We start from the raw sequence: 23,465 nt of genomic DNA, 5'->3' as shown, positions 1-23,465 counted from the left end.
AGGATGCGACTCTAGCAACCGGGTACTCTGGTGTCAATCGAGAGAAGAACGGAGTTGACGGCCTGGGATGCGCGAAACTTTAGGGCGGCAGAAGGTATCTAACAGGTGTGCCAGGATGCGTCATTCGGACGCGCCGAGGGGCGAATCCGGACATCGGTCAGTTGCGTACGTAAAGCGTGTGGCGCGGGAGTTGCGCGCCGCCAGCCTGACCCTTCATCAGGTTTATCGTTACACTCATAGACATTCATAAGGAGAGGACCATGGAAAAGGCCACGTTTGGCGCGGGCTGCTTCTGGGGTGTTGAGGCGGCGTTCCGCGAGGTCCCGGGGGTGATTGATGCCGTTTCGGGCTACATGGGCGGGAAGACAGAGAACCCCAGTTACCAGGAAGTTTGTACCGACACGACCGGGCACGCCGAGGTGGTGGAAGTCACGTTCGATCCCAAGAAGGTGAGCTACGAGCAGTTGCTCGACCGATTCTGGCAGATTCACGACCCGACGCAGCTCAACCGGCAGGGTCCGGATTTCGGCAAGCAGTATCGCAGCGTCATCTTCTATTATTCGCCGGAGCAGGAGGCGGCGGCGAAGGCGAGCAAGGAGGCGCTGGATAAGTCAGGGCGTTTCCGCAAGCCGATCGTGACGCAGATCGCGCCGGCTTCGCCGTTCTGGCGGGCGGAGGAGTATCACCAGAAGTATTTCGAGAAGCACGGCAGGGTGTGCCACTTCTAAGAACCGTTTCACGTTTCCCGTTTCACGAAAGAGCAGCGCGACGGGTGCGGCGGGCGCCGCGCCCGTCGTACTTCTACTTCCGTTTTTCCGGCTGCTCGGCAGGTTTTGGCACGCCGGCCGGTTGCTGCTCAGCCACGCTGTCGTACTGCGGGATGCGCTTTCCCTGAAGGTACTTGTCCATCCATCCCACGATGTGTTGCAGGCGCTCCACCCGGTGCCAGGGCTGGCCGCTGCGGGAGAGTTCGTGTGACTCGCCGGGGAAACGGATCATGATGGTGGGGCGTTTCAGGTACTTGAGCGCGCGGAAGAGCTGCTCGCCGCCCGAGGTGGGAGGCGTGCGGTAGTCGGCCTCGCCCAGGATGAACATCATCGGAGTGCGGATGTTCTTGACGAAGGTGATGGCGGAGCGTGCCGCGTAGTCGGCCGGATCTTCGAACGGCGGCGCCTTGAACCAGTTTTCGTGGAAAAGCGTGAAATCGGCGGTGTACCACCACGAGGCCCAGTCGCTGATGTCGCGCTGGGAGACCGCGGCGGCGAAACGATCGCTGTGCGTCACGATCCAGTTGGTGAGCACGCCGCCCCCGGAGCCGCCGGTGACGCCGAGTTTCTTCGCGTCGACATAGCCGCGCCGGATGAGTTCATCCACGCCGAGCAGCAGGTCGCGGGAGTCATCGCCCGGGTAGTGGTACTGAATGATGTTGCCGAACTCCTGTCCGTAGCTGGTTGACCCGCGCGGGTTGGGATAGAGCACGACGTAGCCCTTGGCCGCCATCCACTGGAATTCGTGGTCGAAGACGAAGCCGTAAGCGGCGTGCGGGCCGCCGTGGATGTTGAGGATGAGCGGGTACTTCTTCGCGGGGTCGAAGTCGGGCGGCTTCTGCACCCAGGCCTGAATGCGCTTGCCGTCGAAGCTCGGATACCAGATTTCTTCCGGCTCGGTGAGATTGAGCTGGCTGAACAGGCCGGCGTTGATGCTGGTGAGGCGGCGCATTTCGCCGCCCGGGCCGCTCAACGAATAAAGATCGGCGATGTTGGTGGGGGTGGAGATGCTGAGCAGCAAGCCGGCCGGGCCGCTCGCGGACGAGAGGGCGCGGAAGCTCATCACGGCGTGGTTGCCGCGCGTGTACTCGGTGGGCGCGCCGGTGGACGCGTCGAACTGGACGAGGTTGGCGCGGCCTTCCTTGGAGACCACGTCAATGATGGCGCGGCCGTCCGCGGTCCAGATGGGTCGCGAGTTGCCGGCGGCGCGCGGGGCGGACTGGTCGCCGGTGAGACCGGCGCCGACGTCGTAGTCGTACTTTTCGGTCAAGTTGCGCGGCGGGCCGCCGGAGGCGATGTCGAGCACCCACAAGTCAGGCTGCGTGTAGGACTGCACCGGCACGTGGCGCGCGTCGCCGCGCAGGGCCAGGCGCTTGCCGTCGGGGCTGAGCGAGAGTCCGCCGGCGTCGAAGTCAAGGGCGGCGATTTTGCGCGGCTCGCCGCCCGCAAGCGCGACGGCGTACACGTCGCTCTGCGGCAGCTCGTAGTACTGTTCTTCGATTCGCGTGGTCGTGTAATAGACGAGGGCGCTGTCGTTGGACCAGGTAATGTCGCTTTCGTCGAACTTGCCGGAGGTGAGCTGGCGCGGCGTGGGCTCGGGGCCGCCGGGAGCGGGCGTGTCGAGCATCCAGATGTGCGTGGGATGCGAGGGATCGAGATAGCCGGCGCCGTTCATGCGGTAAACGGCGCGGGTGATGACGCGGACGTCGCTCTCGTGTCCGGGATTGAAGCTGGCCCTGGCGCCTTCGCCGCTGGTTTCGGTTTCTTCCTTCTTCTCGGTGCGGGCCTTCTCGTCCTCCGGTTTCGCTGCCGGCCCGGCCCTGATCTCCGCTTCTTTCATCTTGCGCTCGCGCTCGGACCTGGCGAACTCCTCGGGCAATGTCGTGCTGGTGAAGGCGATGTGCTTGCCGTCGGGTGACCAGTTGGGCGCGCCCGCGCCTTTCGGCATGTGGGTGAGCTGCACGGCCTCGCCGCCGCCAGCAATCGAGAGAAGATAGAGCTGCGGCGGCTGCGGCTTGCCGTCCTTTTCTTCAAAGCGGAGGAATGCCAGCCGCGTTCCGTCAGGCGACCAGCGCGGGGCGGAATCGTGCCGGCCGCCGGTCAGCCGCTCGGGAGCCGCGTTGCCGCGCGTGGAGACGGTGTAGATGGCCGTGTCGTAGCCGTCGCGCTTCTCGTTCACGGTGACCTTGACGAAGGCCACGCGCTGTCCGTCGGGCGAGGGTTGCGGATCGCCAATCCACTGGAAGGCGAAGATGTCTTTTTCGGTGATGGCACGGCGGGCGGGCGTTTGCGCGATGAGCGCGGTCAGGGTGATCAGGGTTAGAACCGCGATCGCGGCGGAACGACGCAGCATGAGGCCTCCCGGAAACAGTGTTCAGTTTCAAGTTTCGAGTGAAACCCACTTGCGACGGCAGAAACCAGGAACCAATTCAGTGCGCGGAGCGGACATTTATAGCGGGACTGTGAGCAAAAGTCGAATTTTGCCGGCGTCAGCGGACCGAATCGCGCGGCAAAAGCAAATTCAAAGTCAAAAGCCTTAAACACAAAGGGCACGAAGGGACACAGGACACGAAGGCTTCAGGGAGTCGACGGCGTGTAGTAGCCCGAGCGTGCGGAGACGGTGTAGTCGTCGCCAGGCTTGCCGATCTGGGGTGAGAGGCGGATTTCGACGCGGTGGAACTGGCCGGGCCTGGCGTCTTTGCGTTTGTCGGGCGTATAGCCCAGCGTGTAGCGCTGGCGCAGACGGGTCAGCGTCTGGCCGAGGGCTTCGATGAGGGTTTGGTCGGAGCCAGTCTTGGTGAGAGCGCCGCCGGTTGCCTTCACGATTTTGCTAACGTTCACGCGCGCGAATGCCGGCTGGGTAAAGCGGAGCGCGTAGCCGAGCGGCATGTTGCACACGCACAGGCTGTGGACTTCGGTTTCGAACTCGAGCGCGGTCTCGATGACTTCCTTCGTGCCATGCTCGGCGCGCTTGGGGGCGATGTTGTCGGAGATGAGGATGACGGCGCGGCGGTCTTTCGGGGCCTGCTGCTTCAGGTAGACGCTGGCGGCCCAGAGCGCGTCGAGGATGTCGGTGCCGCCGCGCGCGCTCACCGATTCCATGGCGTCGGCGAGCTGGTCGTGGTTGCTGGTGAGGCCGGTGAGGCGTTCGGTGTCGCGGCTGAAGGCGAAGAGCACGGCGCGGTCGGTGGGACGCAGGCGGTCGAGGGCGTAAACCATCGAGCGCCGCAGTTGCGCGAAGGTTGGCTTCATGCTGCCGCTCACGTCGAGCACGAGCGCGATGGCCAGCGGCAGCTCGTCGCGCGAGAAGTACTGAATGCGCTGCTCGCGTCCGTCTTCCAGCAGGCGGAAGTCGTCTTTCCCCAGGTCGGTCATGACGCGGCCCTGGCGGTCGCGGACGGTGGCGTCGAGCAGCACGAGGTTGACCTCGGCCTTGAAGGTGGCGAGGTCGTCCTGGGCGAGCAGGGCCGGGCAAACCAGCAGCGCAAGGACGAGGGTGGCGGCGGTCCGCATGACAGATGGTACGCAGGTCCTCGCCGGGGAGATCGGTTTTTGTGGGAAAACTTGCGGGCGCCGAACAGGCGCGGGCGAGGTCGCCCGCGCCACACGGTCCGTGATGCTTCGAGCCAGGGCTGCTCTTTATTGTCTCTGCCTGTTGCGGTAAGCTGGCTAACCGTTTCGGGAGCAGTCTGCCTGCCGAGCAATCCTGGCTGACGTCACCCACCCGCATAGAGGAGAGTTCGCCATGAAGTCCATGCTTCGCCTGTGGAAGTTGTCCGCCCTGTTGCTGCTGGTGCTGTTCTGCGTCGGCGCGATGGCGCAGGAGCAGGAGAGGGAAGAAGCCGCACCCGCGCCCAGCAAGAGCACCGATCCGCTGGAGAACCTGAAGTTCCGCAACCTGGGGCCGACGGTGGGCGGCGGGCGCGTGACCGCGGTTGTGGGCGTGCCGGGAAAGCCCAACATCTATTATGCGGGCGCGGCAGCCGGCGGCGTGTTCAAGAGCGTGGACGGCGGGCTGTCGTGGAAGCCGATCTTCGAAAAGTATCCGCCATCGATCGGCGCGATCGCGCTGGCGCCATCGAATCCCAACCTGATCTGGGTGGGCACGGGCGAGGCCAACATCCGCAACGACGTGGTCACGGGGAAGGGCGTGTACTTCTCGCCCGACGCGGGCGCCTCGTGGCGCTTCATGGGCCTGGGCGATGCGGGACAGATTTCCAGCATCGTGATTCATCCAGCCGATCCCAACATTGTGCTGGTCGGCGTGCAGGGACACGCGTGGGGTCCGAACAAGGACCGCGGCGTGTTCCGCACCACCGACGGCGGCAAGACGTGGACGAAAACGTTGTTCGTGGACGACAGCACCGGCGTGGCTGCGCTGGTGATGGACCCGAACAATCCGCTGGTGCTGTTCGCCTCGACGTGGCAGGCGACGAGGCGTCCGTGGATGTTCGACGACGGCGGCCCGAACAGCGGCGTGTGGCGCTCGACTGACGGCGGCGTGACGTGGACGCGCCTGACCGAGGGCCTGCCGAAAGTGATGTCGCGCATCGGCCTGGCGATTGCGAAGTCGAACTCGTCGCACATCTACGCGCTGGGTGGCGCCAAGAAAGGACGCCTGTGGGAGTCGAAGGACAACGGCGACCACTGGACCGAGGTCAGCGACCGGCACGTGCTGGCCGCGCGGCCGTGGTACTTCAGCCAGGTGTACGTGGCGCCCGATCGCGAAGACCGGCTGTACTTCCTGTCGTTCGACATTCTGCAGTCGGACGACGGCGGCAAGAACGCGCGCAACATCGGGCGCGGCGTGCATCCCGACCATCACTCGCTATGGATCGATCCGACGCAACCGGAGCGGATGATCGAAGGCAACGACGGCGGAGTGTACGTGACCGGCGACGGCGGCAAGACGTGGCGCTTCCTCGACAATTTGCCGATCGAGCAGTTCTACATGGTGGCGCACGACGACGACGAGCCGTACCTGCTGTGCGGCGGCTTGCAGGACAACAACGGCTGGTGCGGCCCGTCGAACAGCCTGAGCCGCGGCGGCATTCCCGGCTCGCTGTGGTGGACGGCGACGGGCGGCGACGGGGAATACGTTGTCCCGGCGCCGGGCAAGAGCAACATCATCTATGCCGACTCGCAGAACGGGTTCATTTCGCGCTTCGACAAGACGAACGGGCGCTCGATCAGCGTGCGTCCGTACCTGCATGGGGTTGGTTCGATGGCGCCGGCAGACTTAAAGTATCGGTTCAACTGGACGTCGCCCATCGGCGTTGACCGCAAGGACGCCAACACCGTTTACCTGGGCGCGAACGTGCTGTTCAAGTCCACCGACGCGGGCGCGCACTGGCAGCCGATCAGTCCCGACCTGACTCGCAACGACAAGACGAAGCAGGCCTCCAGCGGCGGGCAGATCCTGCTCGACCTGAGCGGCGCGGAGACCTATGGCACCATCCTCTCGTTCAGTATCGCGCCGACCGACGCGAACGTGATCTGGGTGGGCACCGACGACGGCCTGGTGCAGATGACCAAAGACGGCGGCGCGCACTGGACGAACGTGACGCCGAAGGGCGCGCCGGAGTGGGCGCGCATTCAGCAGATCGACGTGTCTCCGTTCTCGCCCGAGTCGGCGTACGTGGCCTACGACGCGCACCAGCTCGACAACAACAAGCCATACGTCTACCGCACGCACGATGGCGGCAAGACTTGGACGGCGATCATCAAGGGCCTGCCGGACGACGAGCCGGCGCGGGTTGTGCGCGAGAACCCCAACCGCAAGGGCTTCCTGGTGCTGGGCACCGACACCGGGCTGTACTTTTCCATGAACGATGGTGACGACTGGAAGCCGCTGAAGGGCAACTTCCCGAACGTTCCCGTGTATGACGTGAAGTTCCACAAGGACCGTCACGACCTGATCGTGGCCACGCACGGGCGGGGGTTGTTCGTCCTCGACAACATCGTGCCGCTGGAAGAACAGGACAAGATCGCGGCCAACACGAACCTGCACGTGTTCACCACGCTGCCGGCGCGCCGCTGGCAGAACTGGAACCGCGGCGGGTTCAACTCATCGGCCACGCCGCCGGCGCCGAATCCGCCGCCGGGCGTGGTGGTGCAGTACTGGTTGAAGTCGGCGCTGGAGACCACGCCGGAGATGCGCCGCCGGCGGCAGACGCCGGTGAAAATCACGGTCACCGACGCGGCCGGCCAGAAGGTCCGCACGTTCTACGGCACCGCGAATGCCGGGTTCAATCGCGTGAGCTGGGACATGACCTACGACGGCGCCACGCGTCTGGACTTCCAGCAGCAGCAGGAAAGCGAGTTCGAAGCCGAATTCTTCCCGCGCTCGGGGCCGCCGGTGGTTCCGGGCAGCTTCAAGATCACGGTGAGCGTGGGCAACGATTCGCAAACCACGGTGGCGGAAACGCGTCCTGATCCGCGCTTCAACATCCCGATGGAGGTGTTCGCGGCGCAGACCAAGGCGGCGCTGGAGTTGCGCGACGAGGTGACGGCCCTGAACACGGCGCTGAACCGGCTGGAGAGCATGCACACACAGCTGCTCGCGGTGCAGCGCTTCCTCAGCGCGGGCAACGAGGAGGGCGGCGTGGCGCAGGCGTCGTATCAGCCGGTGATGCAGCAGGCGCGGGCGCTCGACCGCAAGCTGCGCGGGTTCGAGGAGAAGATCTTCAACACCGAGCTGCAACAGGGCGGCAGCGATACGCTGCATTACCTGGACCGCTTCCAGCAACGGCTGCAGGGACTGATGTTCTCCATCAGCGGCCGCTACGGCGTGGCGCCGACTGAACTGGAACAGGAAGAGATGGCCACGCTGCGCAAGCAGCTGGAGTCGCACCTGGCCGAGTTCAACGCGCTGCTCAAGGGCGACGTGAACGACTTCAACAAGCTGGCGCTCGACAAGGGAGCGAGCACGCTGTTCGCCGGCAATCCCATCGAACTGAAGGGCGCCGATGCGCAGGCGGGAGGGTCGAAGTAGAGCAGTGCCGAGAACCGAGTTGCGAGCACCAAGTCATAGGGGCGCGCCTGCCCCGCGGCAGGCGCGCATTTTCGTGCCATTCGATAGACTGTTTTCCCTTATGAAGAGGAGTGTGCCGATCGCAATCCTGCTGCTCGCAACGCAGTGCTTTGCCCAGTGGGCGCCGCAGAACAGCGGAACGACCAGCAGCCTGCGCGGGATTTCGGTTGTGGACGGCAAAATTGCGTGGGCGAGCGGCACGCGGGGCACGTATCTGCGGACGACCGACGGCGGCGAGACGTGGACGCCGGCGCAGGTGGCCGGCGCCGAGACGCTCGACTTTCGCGACGTGCAGGCCTTCGATGCGAGCACGGCGTACCTGCTGGCGGCCGGGCCGGGCGAGGCGTCACGCATCTTCAAGACCACCGATGGCGGCGCGCATTGGACCGCGCAATACGCGAATCACGATCCCAAGGGCTTTCTCGACTGCATGGCGTTCTGGGACGCGCAGCACGGCATCGTTGTCGGCGATCCGGTGGGCGGACGCTTCACGGTGCTGCTCACGTCTGACGGGGGCGCGATGTGGACCGCCGTGCCGGAGCGCGGCATGCCCGCGGCGCTCGACGGCGAAGGCGCCTTTGCGGCGAGCGGAACGTGCGTGGCCGTGGCGGAGAAAAAGTACGCCTGGTTCGTGACCGGCGGCGGGGCGGTGGGGCGCGTGTTTCGCACCAGCGACGCCGGCAAGACGTGGACGGCGGTGAGCACGCCGTTTGCCGCGGGGAAAGAGGGCGCGGGAATTTTCTCGGTTGCATTCGCCGACACCGACCGGGGTGTGATCGTCGGCGGCGACTACAAGAGTCCCACCGTCGCCAACGCAAACGCGGCCTGGACGAGCGACGGAGGCAAGACGTGGAAGCTGGCGTCGGAGCAGCCGGCCGGATACCGGTCGGCGGTGGCGGTGGTCCCGAACACGCAGTGGCCCACGATGATCGCGGTCGGAACGACCGGTTCCGACTATTCCATTGACGGCGGACGCACGTGGAAGCACCTGGCCGAGGGCAACTTCAACGCGGTTGCGTTCGCAGCGCCCGACGCGGGATACGCGGTCGGGCCGCAAGGAACGATCGTTCGCGTGGCAGGCAGCGCGCCGGGAGGGAAGCGGCCGTCGTTGAAGTAGTTGTCAGTTCGCGGTCCTCGGTTCTCACCAAAAACGCGGGGGAGTTCATGAGTTCATTGTCGCGAGCGTTGCTAGTTCTGTTTCTGACCTGTTGCGCGGTTGCGCAGACGGTTGCGTCATTTCCCGCTGGTTTGCAGGCTTCTGACCTGTTGCGCCTGCGCAGCGTGGCCGACGTCGCGTTCTCGCCTGATGGCACGCGGCTGGCCTACGTCGTGGACAACAACGACGGCACGGGGCGTCCGTACGCAACGCTGTGGGTCATGACGGTGGCTGACGGCAAGTCCGTGCGAGTGGGCGGCGCCGACGATCACGGCTCGGAGCCGACCTGGTCGCCCGATTCGCGCTGGCTGGCCTTCGATGGCAGGATTGGCGGCAAGGGCGGATTGTTTGTTGCGGGCGCGGACGGCTCGGCGCCGCGCTTTCTTGCCGAGACCGACGGCACGAACAGCCCAAATCCCAACGCCGGGAAGACGATTACGTGGTCGCCCGACAGCCAGCGCATTGCGTTCGTCTCTGCCGTGCCTGGTCCGGAGACGAAAGACGCGAACGGCGATCCAATGATCATCACGCGGTATCTGTACAAGCCAGACTTCTGGGAAGGGAACTCGCACTTCAACGACAACAAGCGCACGCACGTGTTCGTGATTGACGCCGCCGGCGGGACGCCGCGCCAGCTCACCACCGGCAACTACTACGAGCACTCGATTGACTGGGCGCCAAGCGGGGATGAGATCGTGTTCGTTTCCAACCGCGAGCCCGATCCGGACCGCATTTTCAACAACGACCTGTTCACGGTCAGCGCGGCGACGGGCGCGGTGCGCCGGCTCACGGCAACCGAGGGATGCGAATTCCAACCGCGCTGGTCGCCCGACGGCAAGATGATCGCGTACCGCGCCACCAAGCGCGGCCTCACCGACCTCGAAACCAACATGGAGGATACGCACGTCTGGGTGATGAACGCTGACGGCACCGGTCGTCGTGAGATCGGCGCTGCGATCAACAATCGCCAGGGTGCGCCGGCGTGGACCGGTGACGGTGCGGCGCTGCTGTTCACCGTGCAGGAGCGCGGGAGCAATCACCTGTATCGGCTGCCGGTAGCGGGCGGAAAGCCGGAGATGGTTGTTGGCGACGCCGGATTCGTGGGCACGTTTGCGGCACGCAGGGACAACGCGATCGCCTACACCTTCGCGGGCCGCAGCGACACGACGGAGTTGTTCCTCAAGTCCGGAGCAGCGGAGCCCCGCCGGCTGATGAACCTCAACGCCGGCGTCCTCGGCGGAAAGCAGCTCGCGCCGGTTGAGTCGTTCACGTTCATCAGCAACGACAACAAGTGGAACGTGGAAGCGTTCCTTACGCGTCCGCTGAACTGGAAGCCGGAAGGCAAGTATCCGCTCATCGTCGTGATTCACGGCGGGCCGCACGGACAGCAGGGCCCGGCATTCAATTTCAAGAACCAGGTGTACGCCGCGCACGGATACGCCACGCTGATGGTGAACTTTCGCGGTTCCACCGGCTACGGACAGGAGTTCGCCGACGCCGTCTTCCGGGACCAGGACGGGGACGAAGGCATGGACGTGCTCTACGGCGTGGGCGCGGCGCTGCGGCGCTATCGGTGGCTCGATCCGGACCGGCTCGGCATCGAGGGCGTGAGCTATGGCGGACAGCTCACGGCGTGGCTGATCACGCAGACCAGCATGTTCAAAGCGGCGATTCCTACGGCGGCGATCACCAATTTCATCAGCTACAACTACATGACCTATTACAACCAGTACGAGGAAATGGAGTGGGGCGCGCGTCCGCACCAGGGCAAGTTGATGGACGTGCTCTGGGAGCGCTCGCCGCTCAAGCACGTGGCCAAGGCGAAAACTCCCACGCTGCTGGTCCACGGCGAGAACGATCCCGACGTGCCGATCGCGGAGAGCGAGCAGTTCTACATCGCGCTCAAGGATGTTGGCGTGGAGACGGTGTTCGCGCGTTATCCGCGCGAAGGCCACGGCTTGCGCGAACCGAAGCACTTGGTGGACTGGATTACGCGCTCGCTTGCCTGGTACGACGCGCACTTCGCGGCGGTGAAGTAACTCACGCGGGCGAGGTCGCCCGCGTCGACACCGGCATGGCAGAAAAAGAAAAACCGCCTCGCGGCGGTGGGTGCTACGGAAGGACTAGGAGTCAACGCTAAAAGGTGTGGGCGGGGTTCCAACAACTACATCAGTGTTTTCCCCAAAACGCTAGTGCAGCCGTGGCCCCGCCCGCACTGTTTGTGACTATGTACCTGGACTGCCCCTGCACAAACTGGGGTTAATACCTAAACTGTCTGTCGAATGTACCTGAGCCCTTCCCTGTCACCGGGTTAGGTAGGACCGCGGTGTGCGGCCCGCGAACAGCCTTCCCCAGGACCCAGTTTCGAACAGACCAGCCCAGCACGTCTCGCCACGCTCCTGCGGATTCTTGCGAATCCTGAAAGACCGGGCAGCCCCAGGAGCAGAGCGAGCCGTATTCCACCGCCTACGGACTCGCAGGAACTCAATCCAGCGGGCTTCCATCCGTGGTAGAAGCAACGGTGGTGGCTAAATGTCGGGCCGCCCGGTCGGAGGGCATTGTAGGGGAAGCAAGCAGGGAATTGGGAGTGTCTTTGGCGATACTGTAAAGATTGTTAACAACAAGAGCGGGCGGAGATCAGTCTTCGATCCCGATCTCGCGTCCCGCTTCGTGGTAGGCGCGGAGAATGTCGTCGGCGGAAACTGTTCCGAGCAACTGCGCGACGCTGGCGCGATGGACGACCGGAAGCAGTTGGCCGCTTTTCATCATTCGCAGGGCGTGCTCCAGCGAATGGTCGGGATGCACGACCGGCAGCACGTCGCCTGCGACGGTGTGGAGCTTGTGCATGGCCGCGCCCGAGGCGCCGAGTTGCTCCAGCTCGGGACGGCGAACGATCCGCCACGCGCCGGCCCCGTTCACGAGGAAAAATCCGCCGGAACTGCCCGCGACCTGCTTCAGGGCGTCGTCCACGGTGGCGCCGGCGTCGAGGACCGGCGAAGGCGGAGGCTGCATCGCGTCTTCCACGCGCAGTGTGCGTTCTTCGCGCAGCTCTTCCATCGAAGGCAGGTCAATGCCGTCCTGGCGCGAAAGCTCGTCGAACAGGGGCGTGCGCTGCAGCGAGCGCGAGATGAGATACGCGACGGTGTTGGAGATCATCACCGGCAGAATGATGCCGTAGTTGCCGCCGACCTCGAGGACCATGAAGACGGAAGTCATGGGCGCGCGCAGAATCCCGGCAAAGGCGGTGCCCATGCCGACCAATGCGTAGGCCCCGATGGGCCCGGTGAGGTGGGGCGCCAACTGTTGCGACACGCCGTTGACGGCGGCGCCGAGCATGGCGCCGATGAAGAGGGTGGGCGCAAACAGGCCGCCGGGTGTGCCGCTGACGAAAGAGGCGGCGGTGGCGGCGATCTTCAGCCCCGCCAGTCCACCGAGCAGCTGCCAGCTGTACTGGCCGTGCATGGCCTGGTCCATCGCCTCGTAGCCGGCGCCCATCACCTGCGGCGCAAACAGCCCCAGGGCGCCCACGATCAGCCCGGCAATCGCGGGCTGCAGGTATTGCGTCCAGCGCGGAAGGGCCTTGAGGCGCGGACGCAGGCCGAGCACAAGCTTGAGGAACACGACTGACGCCAGCCCGCCCACCACGCCGAGCGCGGCGTAGGCGAGCAGTTCGGCGGGATTGCGCAGCTCGAAAGCGGGCACGCGAAACATGGGCTCGGAGCCGAGGAACCAGCGCGCGACAACCGTCCCGGAAACGGCGGAGAGCACGACGGCGCCGAGCACGCCGGCGCTCCAGCGTCCGATGACTTCCTCGATCACAAACAGGACGGCGGCGATCGGCGAGTTGAAGGCGGCGGCGAGACCGGCGGCGGCGCCCAGCGGCGCGATGAGCCGCACTCGCTCGCGCGAGAGGTGCAGCCGGCGCCCGATGGCCGAGGCGAGACCGGCGCCCACTTGCAGAGAGGGATCTTCCGGACCGAGGGAGTGTCCGCTGCCGATGGCAAGCGCCGCGGTGATGAACTTCCCGACGACGGTGCGAAAGGGAATGGAGCCGTCGTAGATGTAGACGGCGGACTTGGTCTGATTGACGCCGCTGCCGCGAGCGCGAGGGAAGAGGCGCACCACCAGAAGCGCGACGAGCAATCCGGCCGCGGCCGGGGCCGCCAGGGTGCGCAATGGCGAGGCGGTGAGAGCCGGGCCGAGCATCCACAGGCGCGTCCATTCAATGGCGAGACGGAAGCAGACCACGGCCAGGCCGGAGTACACGCCGATCACAATCGCCAGCAGCAGGAAGTATTGTTCTTCGCGGAGAAGAGGGCGTGGCGCCTGGCGCAGGACGGCGTCGTCCTGGCCGGCGGCAGCGGCGCGCGCGCTCATGGAACGCGCGCCTCGCCGGAGCGACCGATACGCAGCAGGGCCAGGTCGGCGCCGGTAGCCGGGCCGCAGTTCCGTTCCGCGGCGGCCTCGGCAGCAAACACGGTGCTCAATACCGCCGCAATCGCCTCGGGGTTGTCATGCAGCCGAGCGGCCTGTTTTTCAGCGCCCGCCAGCTGCGCGGCGAGCGAAACCAGCGCGGAGGCGCTTTGGGCGTCGCCGGCGCGGGGTGTGGAGCTGATACAGTCGGCGATGCGGGCCGAGGCGGTCTTTACAGCTTGGCGCACACGCCGCACGCGCTCCGCGCTGGTAATCAGCGGCGCCAGCGGATTCACGCGCGCAATCTCGTCGGCGGCGGCCAGCAGTTCGGCCGCGCGCGTGTTGACGGGACCAAGTTCCACGGCGCGCGCCAGGTAAGATCGCGCGGAACGGTAATCACCCTGCTGAAACGCTGCCTCACCGGCCCCGGCCAGCGCCACAATGTTGCGTTTGTCGCTGCGCAGGCTGGCGGTGAATACCTCGTAGGCGCGGCTGTAGTCGCCGGCCTCCAGCAACAGCTCGCCGGCCTGGAGGTCAGCGGGCGAGCCCCTGGGCATGGTCTCCAGAAGGGCGACGAGTTCAGAGTCGGCCTCATTCCGCAGCTTGTGGCGAAGCAGGAGCCGGGCCAGTTCAAAGCGTAACCGGCGGCGTTGCTCGGGGGCGTTTTCCGGCCAGAAGCCGTAGATCGCGTTGTGATAGTAGCGGCGCGCCTGCTCGATGGCGCCTTCGCCGGCAGCGATGCGCGCCAAATCCAGATTCACGCGCCCGCTGGCGGGATCGGCCTCGAGCAGGCCGAGCAGGTAGGAGCGCGACTCGGCGCCTTGTCCCGCCCTTTCCAGGGCCTCGCCGAGCAGGAGATAGTAATCGCTGTTGTCGCGATCGTAAGCGAGCGCGTTGCGGAGATCGGCGATGGCGCGCGCAGAATCGCCGGCGGCCAGCGCCTGCTCTCCCCGGGCATACCACGAACGTGCCAGAAAATCGCGCCGCTCCTTATATTGCCGGGTAAGAAAGCTGACCGCGATAAAGCAGAGCGCAACTCCAAGCACGAGCAGAAGAAGGGCCGCGGGTTCACGACCGCGCCGGAGGATAGGAGGGGCCGCCGCCATAGGCCGAAATAAGTATTGTAGCTACTCCGGCGGCCCGGCGTCAGTTGGGCGTGTTCAGCAGGCGGCAGTCGCTGATGCTGGCGGCGATCGTGGCGGCATCGCCGTCGAAGCCGACGCTGCGCGTCACCATGCCGCGGCACAGCGCCTTGCAGCCGCGCTGGGCGGCGATTTCCTCCGGCATCTCGAAGACCATTTCGATGACGGCGCCGCGATCGAGCGCAGTGTGACATGAGAACAGGACGCCGGAGCGGCTCACGTTTTCCATCGTGCCCTCGAGCCAGGGCGTGGATCCCTGCAGGCGATAGCGCACCGGGACGTGGTGACGCAGCCGGCGCGCACGCGGCTGCCAGGTGCAGTGCGCGCGAGGCCGTCCGCCGCGCGGCGCTGCTTCGTTCTTTCGCCGCGACGACGGTTCGGGGGTCTGGCGCGGCGCGGTGCGTCGCATGGTGTTCCAGTCGTAGCCGTATTCGGTTCCGCACATCAGGCAGACCTGGTAGTACTCGCCGCTGTCCATGCGGCGTGGCCAGGAAAACTTGTGGGCGCAACTCAACAGCGAAAACACGTCCAGGAGTCTGCTTGCCATGCCAGGAATAATGATGCCCCTGGGCGCGAAGCGAAAGAGTACGAAGGGCCTTGGCGGGATACGAGGGTGCATGGACCGAGGTAATCAGCACCGAGCCCTGAGTACCGAGTAGCGAGAGGGAAAGCCCGGCCGAAGGCGGCCGGGCCCCAATCTGATGCCTGCTTGCTACTGGGCGCGGCTGGCCGGCGGAATGATGCCGTTCATCCGCAGATAGACCACCATCTGTCCGTAGTGGTCGAAGGGGTGGCTGATTCCGATCGCCGCCAGGCCGAGCTTGCTGACCTTGTTGGAGCCGAATGGGCTCTGCACCATGTCAGTGGTGCTCTCTTTGGTGATGCCTGCGGCAACCTTGTGCGCGTAAGCGAACGAGTCCTTCAGGTACTTTATGATCTCGGCCTTCGTTTTCACCGAATCCGGACCGCTCTCGCCGCCGGTGTCGGCCGGGGGCTTCTCACCAGCGATGGCGGCGAAGACCACGTAGTTCACCGCCGCAACGTGCTTGATCTGCTGCGCATAGGTGCGAACGCCCTTGAATTCGCCGCTGGTCGGAGCGAAGTTGTATTTGTCCTCCGGCATCGCCTCGGCAGCCGGGACGAACTCCGACTCCACGCCGCCAATCTGGCGATCGAGGATCTGTCCCACGCTCGGAGATGTTGACGCAGCGGGCGCCTGCGCCCAGGCGGCAGCGGCGCAAGCGATGATGAGCAGGGCCCATGGATGTCGCGCGTATTTCATGTGAGTTTCTCCTTCAATTAGTAATGACTTGACCGGCCGGGCCGTTTGCGCCTTCGAGCGCCGCGAAATGAATCTCATGCCCCGGTGGTAACCGGGGGCGGAAGCTCCACCCACGCAGCGCCAAGGCGATAGCGGCGGGCGAAAAGCAATCCCATCGTCAGGCCTGCCGCCGCGACGGCGAGCGCCCGGGTGATACCGATTTCGCCGGCCAGCGCGCCCCAGAGCGCGCCGCCGGCCGCCATGCCGCCCTGCAGCACAAGAAGATACGCCGAGAGAGCGCGGGCGCGCACCCACTGCGGCGACATGGTCTGCGCCGAAAGATTCAGGCTGGCCAGGATGCTGAGCCACGCCATCCCGCCGAGGAACAGGACCAGGCAGAGCACCGGAAACACCCGGACAACGCCGGCAACACATGTCACGACCGCGAACACGGCGGTGGCGAGGGCGACGAGGCGATTGAGCGACATCCGGCGGCGCAGCGCCGGAATCAGCGTGGCGCCCACGACGGCGCCCGCTCCCAGGCATGCCACCAGCGTTCCGAACCCGATCGAGCCGTGCTCTTTCGCGATGAGCGGCAGCATGGCCCAGAGCGCGCTGGCGAAGAGGCTGAACAGTCCGGTGCGCACCAGAACGGCGCGAACCGCCGGGGCGCCGCGAATGTAATCGAGTCCGGCCCCGACGGCATGCCACACGCGCTGCGCGGGATGATTCGAAGCCTGAGGCGCGCGCTTCCAGCGATAGAGAAAAACGATGACGCCGAGGAAGGAAGCTGCGTTGAGCAGGAAGGCGGCGCCTGATCCGGCCATGGCAACCACCACGCCGCCAATTGCCGGGCCGACGGCGCGAGCTACATTGAATCCGGCGGAGTTGAGCGCGACGGCTGCGGCAAAACATCGGGCGGAGACGATTTCCGGCGTGATCGCCTGCCAAGCGGGATCGTTCATCACGTTGCCGAAGCCGAGCAGGAAGGTGAAGGCGAGCAGCGTCCACGGGCCGACCATGCCCAGCAGCGTGAGGACGCCGAGGGCGGCGGCGGCGAGCGTCATCCAGATTTGCGCGGTGAGCAGCAGGCGGCGGCGGTCCACCATGTCGGCGAGGGCGCCGGCGACCAGAACCACGAGGAACACGGGAAGGCTGGTGGCGGCCTGCACCAGGCCGACCATGAGGGGCGCGCGCGGCTGGTCCATGGTGAGCGAGGTCATGAGCCAGCCCGCGCCCACGTTCTGCATCCACGTGCCGGTGTAGGAGATGACGGCGGCGATCCAAAGAGAGCGGAACAGCGGCTCGCGCAGGGGCTCCAGGGCCGGCCCGGCGTGCGCCTGCTCCTGGTACTGGCCCCTGACCTGTTCGCGCACGTCAGCCATGCCGGCTTGTCCCATCGCGCCTCGTCACCTTGAACGGTATAGCTTTTCTATAGATTCCTGAAAAGCAGATTCGTGAGCCGTCAAAACGAAACAACTTCTTTACCGCATGGCCGCAAAGGACGGCGAATGACAGCGATGTCACGCCGGTTCGCCAGAGCCTAAGGATGCAGCCGCAAACGGCCATTCGCGCCGTCGCCACGCTCGCCACATATAAAGGACGAGGCCGACGGCGACGAGAACGGCGGCATAGCGTATCTCTTTGAACGCGTTCGGTCGGGAAACCAGAACATAGATGAATCCAGCCGCTGCCAGCAGCGCGGGGATGGGATAAAGCCACATCCGGAAGGGACGAGGCAGCTCAGGCCGGCGGCGGCGCAGCACGATCACGCCGACGGCCTGCAACAGGAACTGCAGCAGGATTCGGATCACGACCAGCGCCGCGATTACGTCCTGCAACCGCAGGAAGCAGAACGCGGCCGCCACCACGCCCAGCGCCAGCAGCGACACGCTGGGAAAGCGTCCGGCGGGATGAACGCGCGCGAGGGCGGAAAAGTAGTTGCCGTCGAGCGCGGCCGCGTAGGGGACGCGCGAGTATCCCAGCATCAGCGAAAAAACCGAGGCGAAGGCCGTCCACATGATGAGCGCCGTCACCAGAAGTGCGGCCCCAGGTCCGTAAATGCGCTCCATGAAAACGCTGACGATGTAGAAGCGCTCTTCGCTTCCGGCGGCCTCCATCATCTCCTGCCAGGGCACCACGCCGAGGATGCTGATGTTCATCACGATGTAGATTGCGGCGACGGCGGCAATCGAATAGAGCACGGCGCGCGGGATATTGCGCCCGGGGTCGCGAATTTCTTCGCCCAGGAAGCACACGTTGTAGTAACCCCAGTAGTCGTAGGCGGCGATCAGCATGGCCGCGCCCAGCCCGGTGAAGAAATTGTGCGAGAGCGTGAACGCTCCGGGAGGAAAGCGGAACGCCTTGGACGCGTCGAAGTGCGTGAGTCCGGCGAAGATGACCCATGCGACCGTGCCCACGACGCCAACCCAGAGGAATTTGGAGAGCGTCCCGATCACGGTGATGCGGCGATAAAGCAGGACCGTGGCGAGCGCCACCGTGCCCACGGCAACCCACGTCCCCGCGGTGATGAGCACGCGCAATTCCAGCGGGCCGAGGCCGGGAATGCTGGCAACGAAGCTGCGCGAAGCCAAGGTGGCGGTCAGCGGCTTCCAGATGTATCCGGCGTATTGCGCCAAACCGATTCCGCCCGACGCAATGGAAAGGGGCGCGCTGAACGAGAGCTGCCAGATGAAGAGGAAGCTGAGCAGGCGGCCGAGCGACTTCGGGCCGTAGATTTCCTTCAGATACCAGTACGAGCCGCCGGCGGCGGGCATGGCGGCGCCCAGTTCTGCCCAGACCATGCCGTCGCACATGGCGAAGACGGCGCCGAGAATCCATCCCAGCATGGCCTGCGGTCCTCCCATGGCGCTCACGATGAGGGGAATGGTGATGAACGGGCCGACGCCGATCATGTCAATCATGTTCAGCGCGGTGGCTTCCCGGAGGCCGACGCCGCGGATGAGGCGGGAGGCTGGTTGTTGCTGCTCGGCGGCGGTGGGCATGGATGGCGAGTTCACAGTTTACAGTTCACAGTCCACCGTCAAGCGAACCACGTGAAGCGCCGTTACCGTGAACTGCAGACGGTGGACCGTGAACTTTACCTGGCCCCAGGAGATTCACGAACAATCGCGTCGCCCCCGGCACGCCGGCCGGCAGCTGCCGGAAGAAGGCGTAGCCGGTGTAGATCCATGTGCCTTTGCCGTACCGGGCCACGAGCAGCCCGCCCTTGAGCGGAGACTCGCCCGGATCGTGGGAAGCGAGCAGCGGCGTGTAGCGCGCGTCCCAATCGTGCATGAAGTAGAGGCCGCGCTCCTGCACCCAGCCGTCGAAGTCGTGGGCGGTGATGTGGTTCGGCGCGTGGAAGACGGAATCCTGCGCAGCCAGCACTTCCACCGGCGCTTCTTCCACCGTGACGCGGTCGCTGCCCAGCGTCGCCGGATACGGGGTGTAGTGCCCGGCGTTGAACAGCGCTGTCTGGGCGTTGTACTGCACGATCAGACGGCCGCCAGCGGAGACGTAGCCGAGCAGACGGCGGTTGTGCTCGCGCACGTCGGTGCGGACGTCGTAGGCGCGGATGCCGAGCACGATGGCGTCGTAGACGCTCAAGTCGCCGGAAGCCAGCTCTTGCGGCGGGATGAGCGAGACGTTGATCCCGACCTGCCTCAGCACGGGAGGAATATCGTCGCCGGCGCCCATGATGTAGCCCACGCGCAGACGCGGCGGCGTCTTGACTTGCACGGCGCTCACGTTCTGCTCGGCGGGATGGTAGTAGTAGTAAGCGCCCAGGTCGTGGCGGGTCACCACGCGGTATCCGTCGCGAACCTGCTTGCCGTTGTAGTCGAGCACGGCCTTGACCTGATATCGGCGCTCGCTGAGTTGCGGCGGCGTGACGGTGAAGTCGAATGCCTGATATTCACCGTCGGCGCTGAAGCTCACCGGCAGAGAAGCGGGCGTGAATTTCCATCCTGAGGGCGCTTCCAGGCGCAGCGTTGCCTTCGCGCCCCCTATTACGTTGTTGCGCACGCCCACGCGTACGTGCGTCGCGCCCGCGCCTTGGGTGGGCACGACTTGCGTGGGCGGCTCCAGCTCCACCGAGAGTGGCGGCCCGACCGGCATGGGGCGCTGCTGCTGACCGTAGATGGGATCCACGTACTTCACCTGCACGGCGGAATTCATTTCACCACTCCGGTCGTTGGGGCCGGTGGTGTAGCGCACGCGGACGATCAGCGGCGGCGGCGCGAAGGGCTGTGTGAGCCATCGCGGATCGTCAATCGTATACGCGTTTTCCTGCTGCGGGTCGTTGCGATGAAAATAAGGCTTGGTGTATTCGGCGTTTTCCGGAACGGTGACTGAAAACTGGGCGCTCGCCTCGCCGTTGGGAACGATGGCGCCATGCTGCGGCGCAAAGGTCGTCATCTCCCACTTCCAGCCGGCCGGCGCGAGCAGCTCGAACTGCGGCGTGTCGACGTTCTGCTGGCTGCGATTGTAGAAGTGCGCCGTCAGGGTGAACGTCTGGCCGGGATATGCCATGAGGAACGTTTGCTCGAAGCGGAAGAAGCCCTGTTGCGGCGCGTTCTGCGGCGGATCGACGCTGGCCGTGAGCGCCAGGCCGAGCGCATCGGCGGCGGCCTTCTGGAATTGTTCGAGCTTGGTGCGCAAGTGGGTGAGCAGATCGAGCTTGGGCGCAGGGTCGATGGTGGACGCCGCGACTTTGGCGATGGTGTCCTGCAGGTTCGCCACGCCTTCCAGCAGAGGCCCCGCGGCGCGCGATGGATTTGACAGAGTGAAGCCGGCGATCGCCTGCTGAGCGTTGCCGTCGATCGCCTCCAGCGCGCGGCGGAGAAAAGGCACCTTGCTCTGCTCCGGGCCGAGGCGCGACGCCAGTCCGGGCAGGGAAGTATCCACGAAGTCGAAGAGTTGCTTGTCGGCCGAGGGCAGCAGGCCATTGGCTGAGTCCGCCAGCCGGTAGCCGCTGAAGCGATCGCCGGGCGGCACGCGCAGGCCGCCGGTGCCCTGCGAGATCTGGTGCGCCAGCCCCTCCAGCGCGAACTGCACGTAACTGGAACCCAATACCGGCGCGTAGACGCCGGTGTTCATGCGCAGCGTGGCCTCGTCGCCGCGCGCGCGCAGGTAGAGTTTTGAAGCACGCCACGGCAGCAAGCCTTCGCGAAGCTGCTCGGGAAAACGCGCCGGATCGGCAGCGGCGCGGAAAGCTTCCTGCGCCAGGATCGCAGACGCTTCGTGGTTGCCGTGGCCATCGCGTGGTGTGCCGGTGAAGGCGGTGGTGATCACGTCAGGGCGGAAGCTGCGGATGATGCGCACCAGGTCGCCGAGCGCGACATCGTGCCCGCCCCACTTTTGAAACGTCTCGGCGGCGTTCTTGGAGAACCCGAAGTCGGCGACGCGGGTGAAGCGCTGCTCGCAGCCGTAGTACTGGTCGGCGGCGACCAGCTCGAGCGTGCGCAGAATGCCGAGTTCGTCGAACAGTTCGCTGCCGAACTTGTTTTGCCCGCCTTCGCCGCGATTCAGCGTGGCCAGCATCACGCTGGCGCCCAAGCCGCGCGAGGCCAGCGTGAGCAGGCCGCCGTCCTCGTCGTCGGGGTGAGCGGTGACGTGCAGCAGGCGGCCGGTGGTGCGCAGCTTGACCAGGTCCTGATAGACGGCATTGAACCCGGTGTCCTGCGCGAGCGGGCCGGCGGCCCATACATTGGGCAGGACCGGGGGCGCAACCGGCGCCGGCGCCTGGGTGGTGGGTGCGGGGACCGCCTGCGCCGTGCCGGAAGCCTGTTGGGCTGAAAGGGGCAACGTGAGGAGTGAAACGATGAGTACGACGATGAGCAGATTGGTGACGGCCTGGCGCGCCCAGGGCGCGGAGACGAACGGCATGCGAAAGGTCCTCCGGGGGTCCGCTTCCGGTGCTTAGAGTTGTACAGGGAGCCCGGCGATGCAGACAACTTCGGGCCCGGCGGACGGGAAGTCCAAACGCGGAGCCCGACGACGCCAGGGCGGACCGGGACAACTTGACCGGAGGGCCGCACATTTCTATACTGTGAGGATTCGAACGAACGTTCGAATTGTTCCTCGTGGCCTTGCTGACGACCCCAACTCCGGCGCCTGGCGCTTCGCCCAACGGCGATTCCCGCTTCGACCGCCGCATGGCGGAGATCCTGCGCCATGCGACCGAGGTTTTCTGCGAAAAAGGATACGAAGGCGCCAGCATGCGCGACCTTTCGCGCGCCACGGGCATGTCGCTGGCCGGTCTTTATTACTACTTCGAGTCGAAAGAGAAGCTGCTTTACCTGATCCAGAAGCACACCTTCCGCACGGTGGTTGACACGCTGCGGCAGCGGCTCGCGGGCGTGCGCGATCCCGAGCAGCGCATCCGCATCTTCATTCACAACCATCTGGAATACTTCCTGGCCAATTCGGAAGCGATGAGCGTTCTCTCGCACGAGGACGACGTGCTGCGGGGCGCCGCCGGCGCCGAGATCGCCGCCATCAAGCGTGAGTATTACCGCATCTGCGTTGGGCTGGTGGCGGACTGGAAGCGCGGCGGGAGCGTAAAATCGGGCGCGGCGAACGGCGGTCGCCGTCACGCGAACGACGCGGAGATCCGCATCGCCGTCCTCAGCCTTTTCGGCATGATGAACTGGATCTACACCTGGCACCGGCCGCGCACCGACGGCGACGCCGGCGCGCTCGCCCGCCAGATGGGCGACATCTTTCTTTATGGGCTCTCCGCCAGCAACGGCCGCGGCACGACAAAGCGGCGCAAGAGATGGGCAAACAGAACAGCAGCTCACTAGCATTCAGGAGAACGCGCATGGCAACTACAACACAGACCGCCGAGGCGACCAGGGAACTGGTGCAGTACCGCGTGGACGATGGCGTGGCCATCATCACCATGACCGATCCGCCGGCGAACACCTACACCTACGAGATGAACCGGCAGCTCGACGAGGCGATCCTGAAGGCGCGCTTCGACAACAACGTGCACGTCATGCTGCTGACCGGGGCGGGCGACAAGTTTTTTTCCGCCGGCGCCAACATCAAGATGCTGGCCAGCGTGGACCCGGTGTTCAAGTACTACTTCTGCCTGCACGCCAACGAGACGCTGCTGCGGCTGGAGCACACGCCCAAGCTGGTGATCGCGGCGATCAATGGACACTGCGTGGGCGGGGGCCTGGAGATCGCCATGTCGTGCGACCTGCGCATCGCGCGCAAAGACGCCGGCAAGATCGGCCTGCCCGAAGTCAACCTCGGCGTGCTGCCCGGCACCGGCGGGACGCAGCGGCTGTCGCGGCTGGTAGGCAAGTCGAAAGCGATTGAGCTGATGGTCACCGGCAACACCTTCAGCTTCGAAGAAGCGAAGGACATGGGGATCATCAACGACATCTTCGAGCGCGAGGGCTTCATGGAAAACGTGCTCGAATACGCGCGCCAGTTCTGCCCGCCGAACAAGGCGGCGATGGCGGTGGGCCACATCAAGCGCTCGGTGCAGACCGGGTGGGAGATCCCGCTGGAGGCGGCGCTGGCGATTGAGCGCGAGCTCCAATCGCTTTTGTTCAAGAGCCAGGACGCGAAAGAGGGCCTGAGCGCCTACGTGGAGAAGCGGCCGGCGGAGTTCAGGGCGAAATAGCTGTTAGCTATAGCTTTTGGCTTGGAGCGACGGCCCGATGGCCAGCCACCG

15 protein-coding genes are annotated in these 23,465 nt (G+C 65.4%); 6 read left to right on the top strand and 9 right to left on the bottom strand.

The window, feature by feature from the left end:
- Positions 1-260 precede the first annotated feature (260 nt).
- On the top strand, positions 261-728 hold the full coding sequence (gene msrA, locus VFA60_13475; protein HZQ92800.1) for a peptide-methionine (S)-S-oxide reductase MsrA: 468 nt from the start codon (positions 261-263) through the stop codon (positions 726-728).
- A 73-nt stretch (positions 729-801) separates the two neighbouring features.
- Here the strand turns inward: msrA and VFA60_13470 are convergent, their stop codons facing one another.
- Together VFA60_13470 and VFA60_13465 are read right to left on the bottom strand one after the other, a co-directional pair.
- Positions 802-3,120, bottom strand: a complete 2,319-nt coding sequence (locus VFA60_13470; GenBank protein ID HZQ92799.1) for a S9 family peptidase — start codon at positions 3,118-3,120, stop codon at positions 802-804.
- A gap of 224 nt (positions 3,121-3,344) precedes the next feature.
- Positions 3,345-4,280, bottom strand: a complete 936-nt coding sequence (locus VFA60_13465) for a VWA domain-containing protein (GenBank protein ID HZQ92798.1) — start codon at positions 4,278-4,280, stop codon at positions 3,345-3,347.
- A 232-nt stretch (positions 4,281-4,512) separates the two neighbouring features.
- On the opposite strand from VFA60_13465, the gene VFA60_13460 reads away from it, so the two are divergent.
- From VFA60_13460 to VFA60_13450, 3 genes are all read left to right on the top strand, one after another.
- On the top strand, positions 4,513-7,761 hold the full coding sequence (locus tag VFA60_13460) for a hypothetical protein (GenBank protein ID HZQ92797.1): 3,249 nt from the start codon (positions 4,513-4,515) through the stop codon (positions 7,759-7,761).
- A 112-nt stretch (positions 7,762-7,873) separates the two neighbouring features.
- Positions 7,874-8,917, top strand: coding sequence for a YCF48-related protein (locus VFA60_13455; protein ID HZQ92796.1), 1,044 nt, complete (start codon positions 7,874-7,876; stop codon positions 8,915-8,917).
- A 131-nt stretch (positions 8,918-9,048) separates the two neighbouring features.
- Positions 9,049-10,995: a S9 family peptidase gene (locus VFA60_13450; protein ID HZQ92795.1), complete on the top strand. Its 1,947-nt coding sequence runs from the start codon at positions 9,049-9,051 to the stop codon at positions 10,993-10,995.
- A 598-nt stretch (positions 10,996-11,593) separates the two neighbouring features.
- Here the strand turns inward: VFA60_13450 and VFA60_13445 are convergent.
- From VFA60_13445 to VFA60_13415, 7 genes are all read right to left on the bottom strand, one after another.
- Positions 11,594-13,333 (bottom strand): chloride channel protein, encoded by a 1,740-nt coding sequence (locus VFA60_13445; GenBank protein ID HZQ92794.1) that lies wholly within the window; start codon positions 13,331-13,333, stop codon positions 11,594-11,596.
- Entirely contained in the window at positions 13,330-14,415 is a 1,086-nt protein-coding gene (locus VFA60_13440; protein HZQ92793.1) for a tetratricopeptide repeat protein, read from the bottom strand. Before VFA60_13440 ends, VFA60_13445 begins: the two co-directional genes overlap by 4 nt.
- A gap of 100 nt (positions 14,416-14,515) precedes the next feature.
- Positions 14,516-15,058, bottom strand: coding sequence for a hypothetical protein (locus tag VFA60_13435; protein ID HZQ92792.1), 543 nt, complete (start codon positions 15,056-15,058; stop codon positions 14,516-14,518).
- Between the two features lie 165 nt (positions 15,059-15,223).
- Positions 15,224-15,793 (bottom strand): DinB family protein, encoded by a 570-nt coding sequence (locus tag VFA60_13430; protein ID HZQ92791.1) that lies wholly within the window; start codon positions 15,791-15,793, stop codon positions 15,224-15,226.
- 74 nt (positions 15,794-15,867) lie between these two features.
- On the bottom strand, positions 15,868-17,172 hold the full coding sequence (locus VFA60_13425; GenBank protein HZQ92790.1) for an MFS transporter: 1,305 nt from the start codon (positions 17,170-17,172) through the stop codon (positions 15,868-15,870).
- 123 nt (positions 17,173-17,295) lie between these two features.
- The gene (locus VFA60_13420) at positions 17,296-18,777 is read right to left on the bottom strand and encodes an APC family permease (GenBank protein HZQ92789.1); all 1,482 of its coding nucleotides are present in this window, start codon (positions 18,775-18,777) and stop codon (positions 17,296-17,298) included.
- A gap of 25 nt (positions 18,778-18,802) precedes the next feature.
- A complete protein-coding gene (locus VFA60_13415; protein HZQ92788.1) occupies positions 18,803-21,661 on the bottom strand; it encodes a PIG-L family deacetylase in 2,859 nt (952 codons plus the stop codon).
- 197 nt (positions 21,662-21,858) lie between these two features.
- Between VFA60_13415 and VFA60_13410 the strand changes: the two genes are divergently transcribed.
- A complete protein-coding gene (locus VFA60_13410; protein HZQ92787.1) occupies positions 21,859-22,581 on the top strand; it encodes a TetR/AcrR family transcriptional regulator in 723 nt (240 codons plus the stop codon).
- Positions 22,582-22,598: 17 nt separating this feature from the next.
- Positions 22,599-23,414, top strand: coding sequence for an enoyl-CoA hydratase/isomerase family protein (locus tag VFA60_13405; GenBank protein ID HZQ92786.1), 816 nt, complete (start codon positions 22,599-22,601; stop codon positions 23,412-23,414).
- The last annotated feature ends 51 nt before the right edge of the window (positions 23,415-23,465 follow it).

This window comes from Terriglobales bacterium, assembly GCA_035651995.1.
GTDB lineage: Bacteria > Acidobacteriota > Terriglobia > Terriglobales > Acidobacteriaceae > DASRER01.
Note: the sequence above shows the minus strand (reverse complement) of the source record. Positions and strands in the feature narration are given on the sequence as shown.

Excerpts from the sequence above, each read along its gene's own strand:
- msrA (HZQ92800.1), top strand. The coding sequence starts at position 261 with ATGGAAAAGGCCACGTTTGGCGCGGGCTGCTTCTGGGGTGTTGAGGCG.
- VFA60_13470 (HZQ92799.1), bottom strand. The coding sequence starts at position 3,120 with ATGCTGCGTCGTTCCGCCGCGATCGCGGTTCTAACCCTGATCACCCTG.
- VFA60_13465 (HZQ92798.1), bottom strand. The coding sequence starts at position 4,280 with ATGCGGACCGCCGCCACCCTCGTCCTTGCGCTGCTGGTTTGCCCGGCC.
- VFA60_13460 (HZQ92797.1), top strand. The coding sequence starts at position 4,513 with ATGAAGTCCATGCTTCGCCTGTGGAAGTTGTCCGCCCTGTTGCTGCTG.
- VFA60_13445 (HZQ92794.1), bottom strand. The coding sequence starts at position 13,333 with ATGAGCGCGCGCGCCGCTGCCGCCGGCCAGGACGACGCCGTCCTGCGC.
- VFA60_13435 (HZQ92792.1), bottom strand. The coding sequence starts at position 15,058 with ATGGCAAGCAGACTCCTGGACGTGTTTTCGCTGTTGAGTTGCGCCCAC.
- VFA60_13430 (HZQ92791.1), bottom strand. The coding sequence starts at position 15,793 with ATGAAATACGCGCGACATCCATGGGCCCTGCTCATCATCGCTTGCGCC.
- VFA60_13425 (HZQ92790.1), bottom strand. The coding sequence starts at position 17,172 with ATGGGACAAGCCGGCATGGCTGACGTGCGCGAACAGGTCAGGGGCCAG.
- VFA60_13420 (HZQ92789.1), bottom strand. The coding sequence starts at position 18,777 with ATGCCCACCGCCGCCGAGCAGCAACAACCAGCCTCCCGCCTCATCCGC.
- VFA60_13415 (HZQ92788.1), bottom strand. The coding sequence starts at position 21,661 with ATGCCGTTCGTCTCCGCGCCCTGGGCGCGCCAGGCCGTCACCAATCTG.
- VFA60_13405 (HZQ92786.1), top strand. The coding sequence starts at position 22,599 with ATGGCAACTACAACACAGACCGCCGAGGCGACCAGGGAACTGGTGCAG.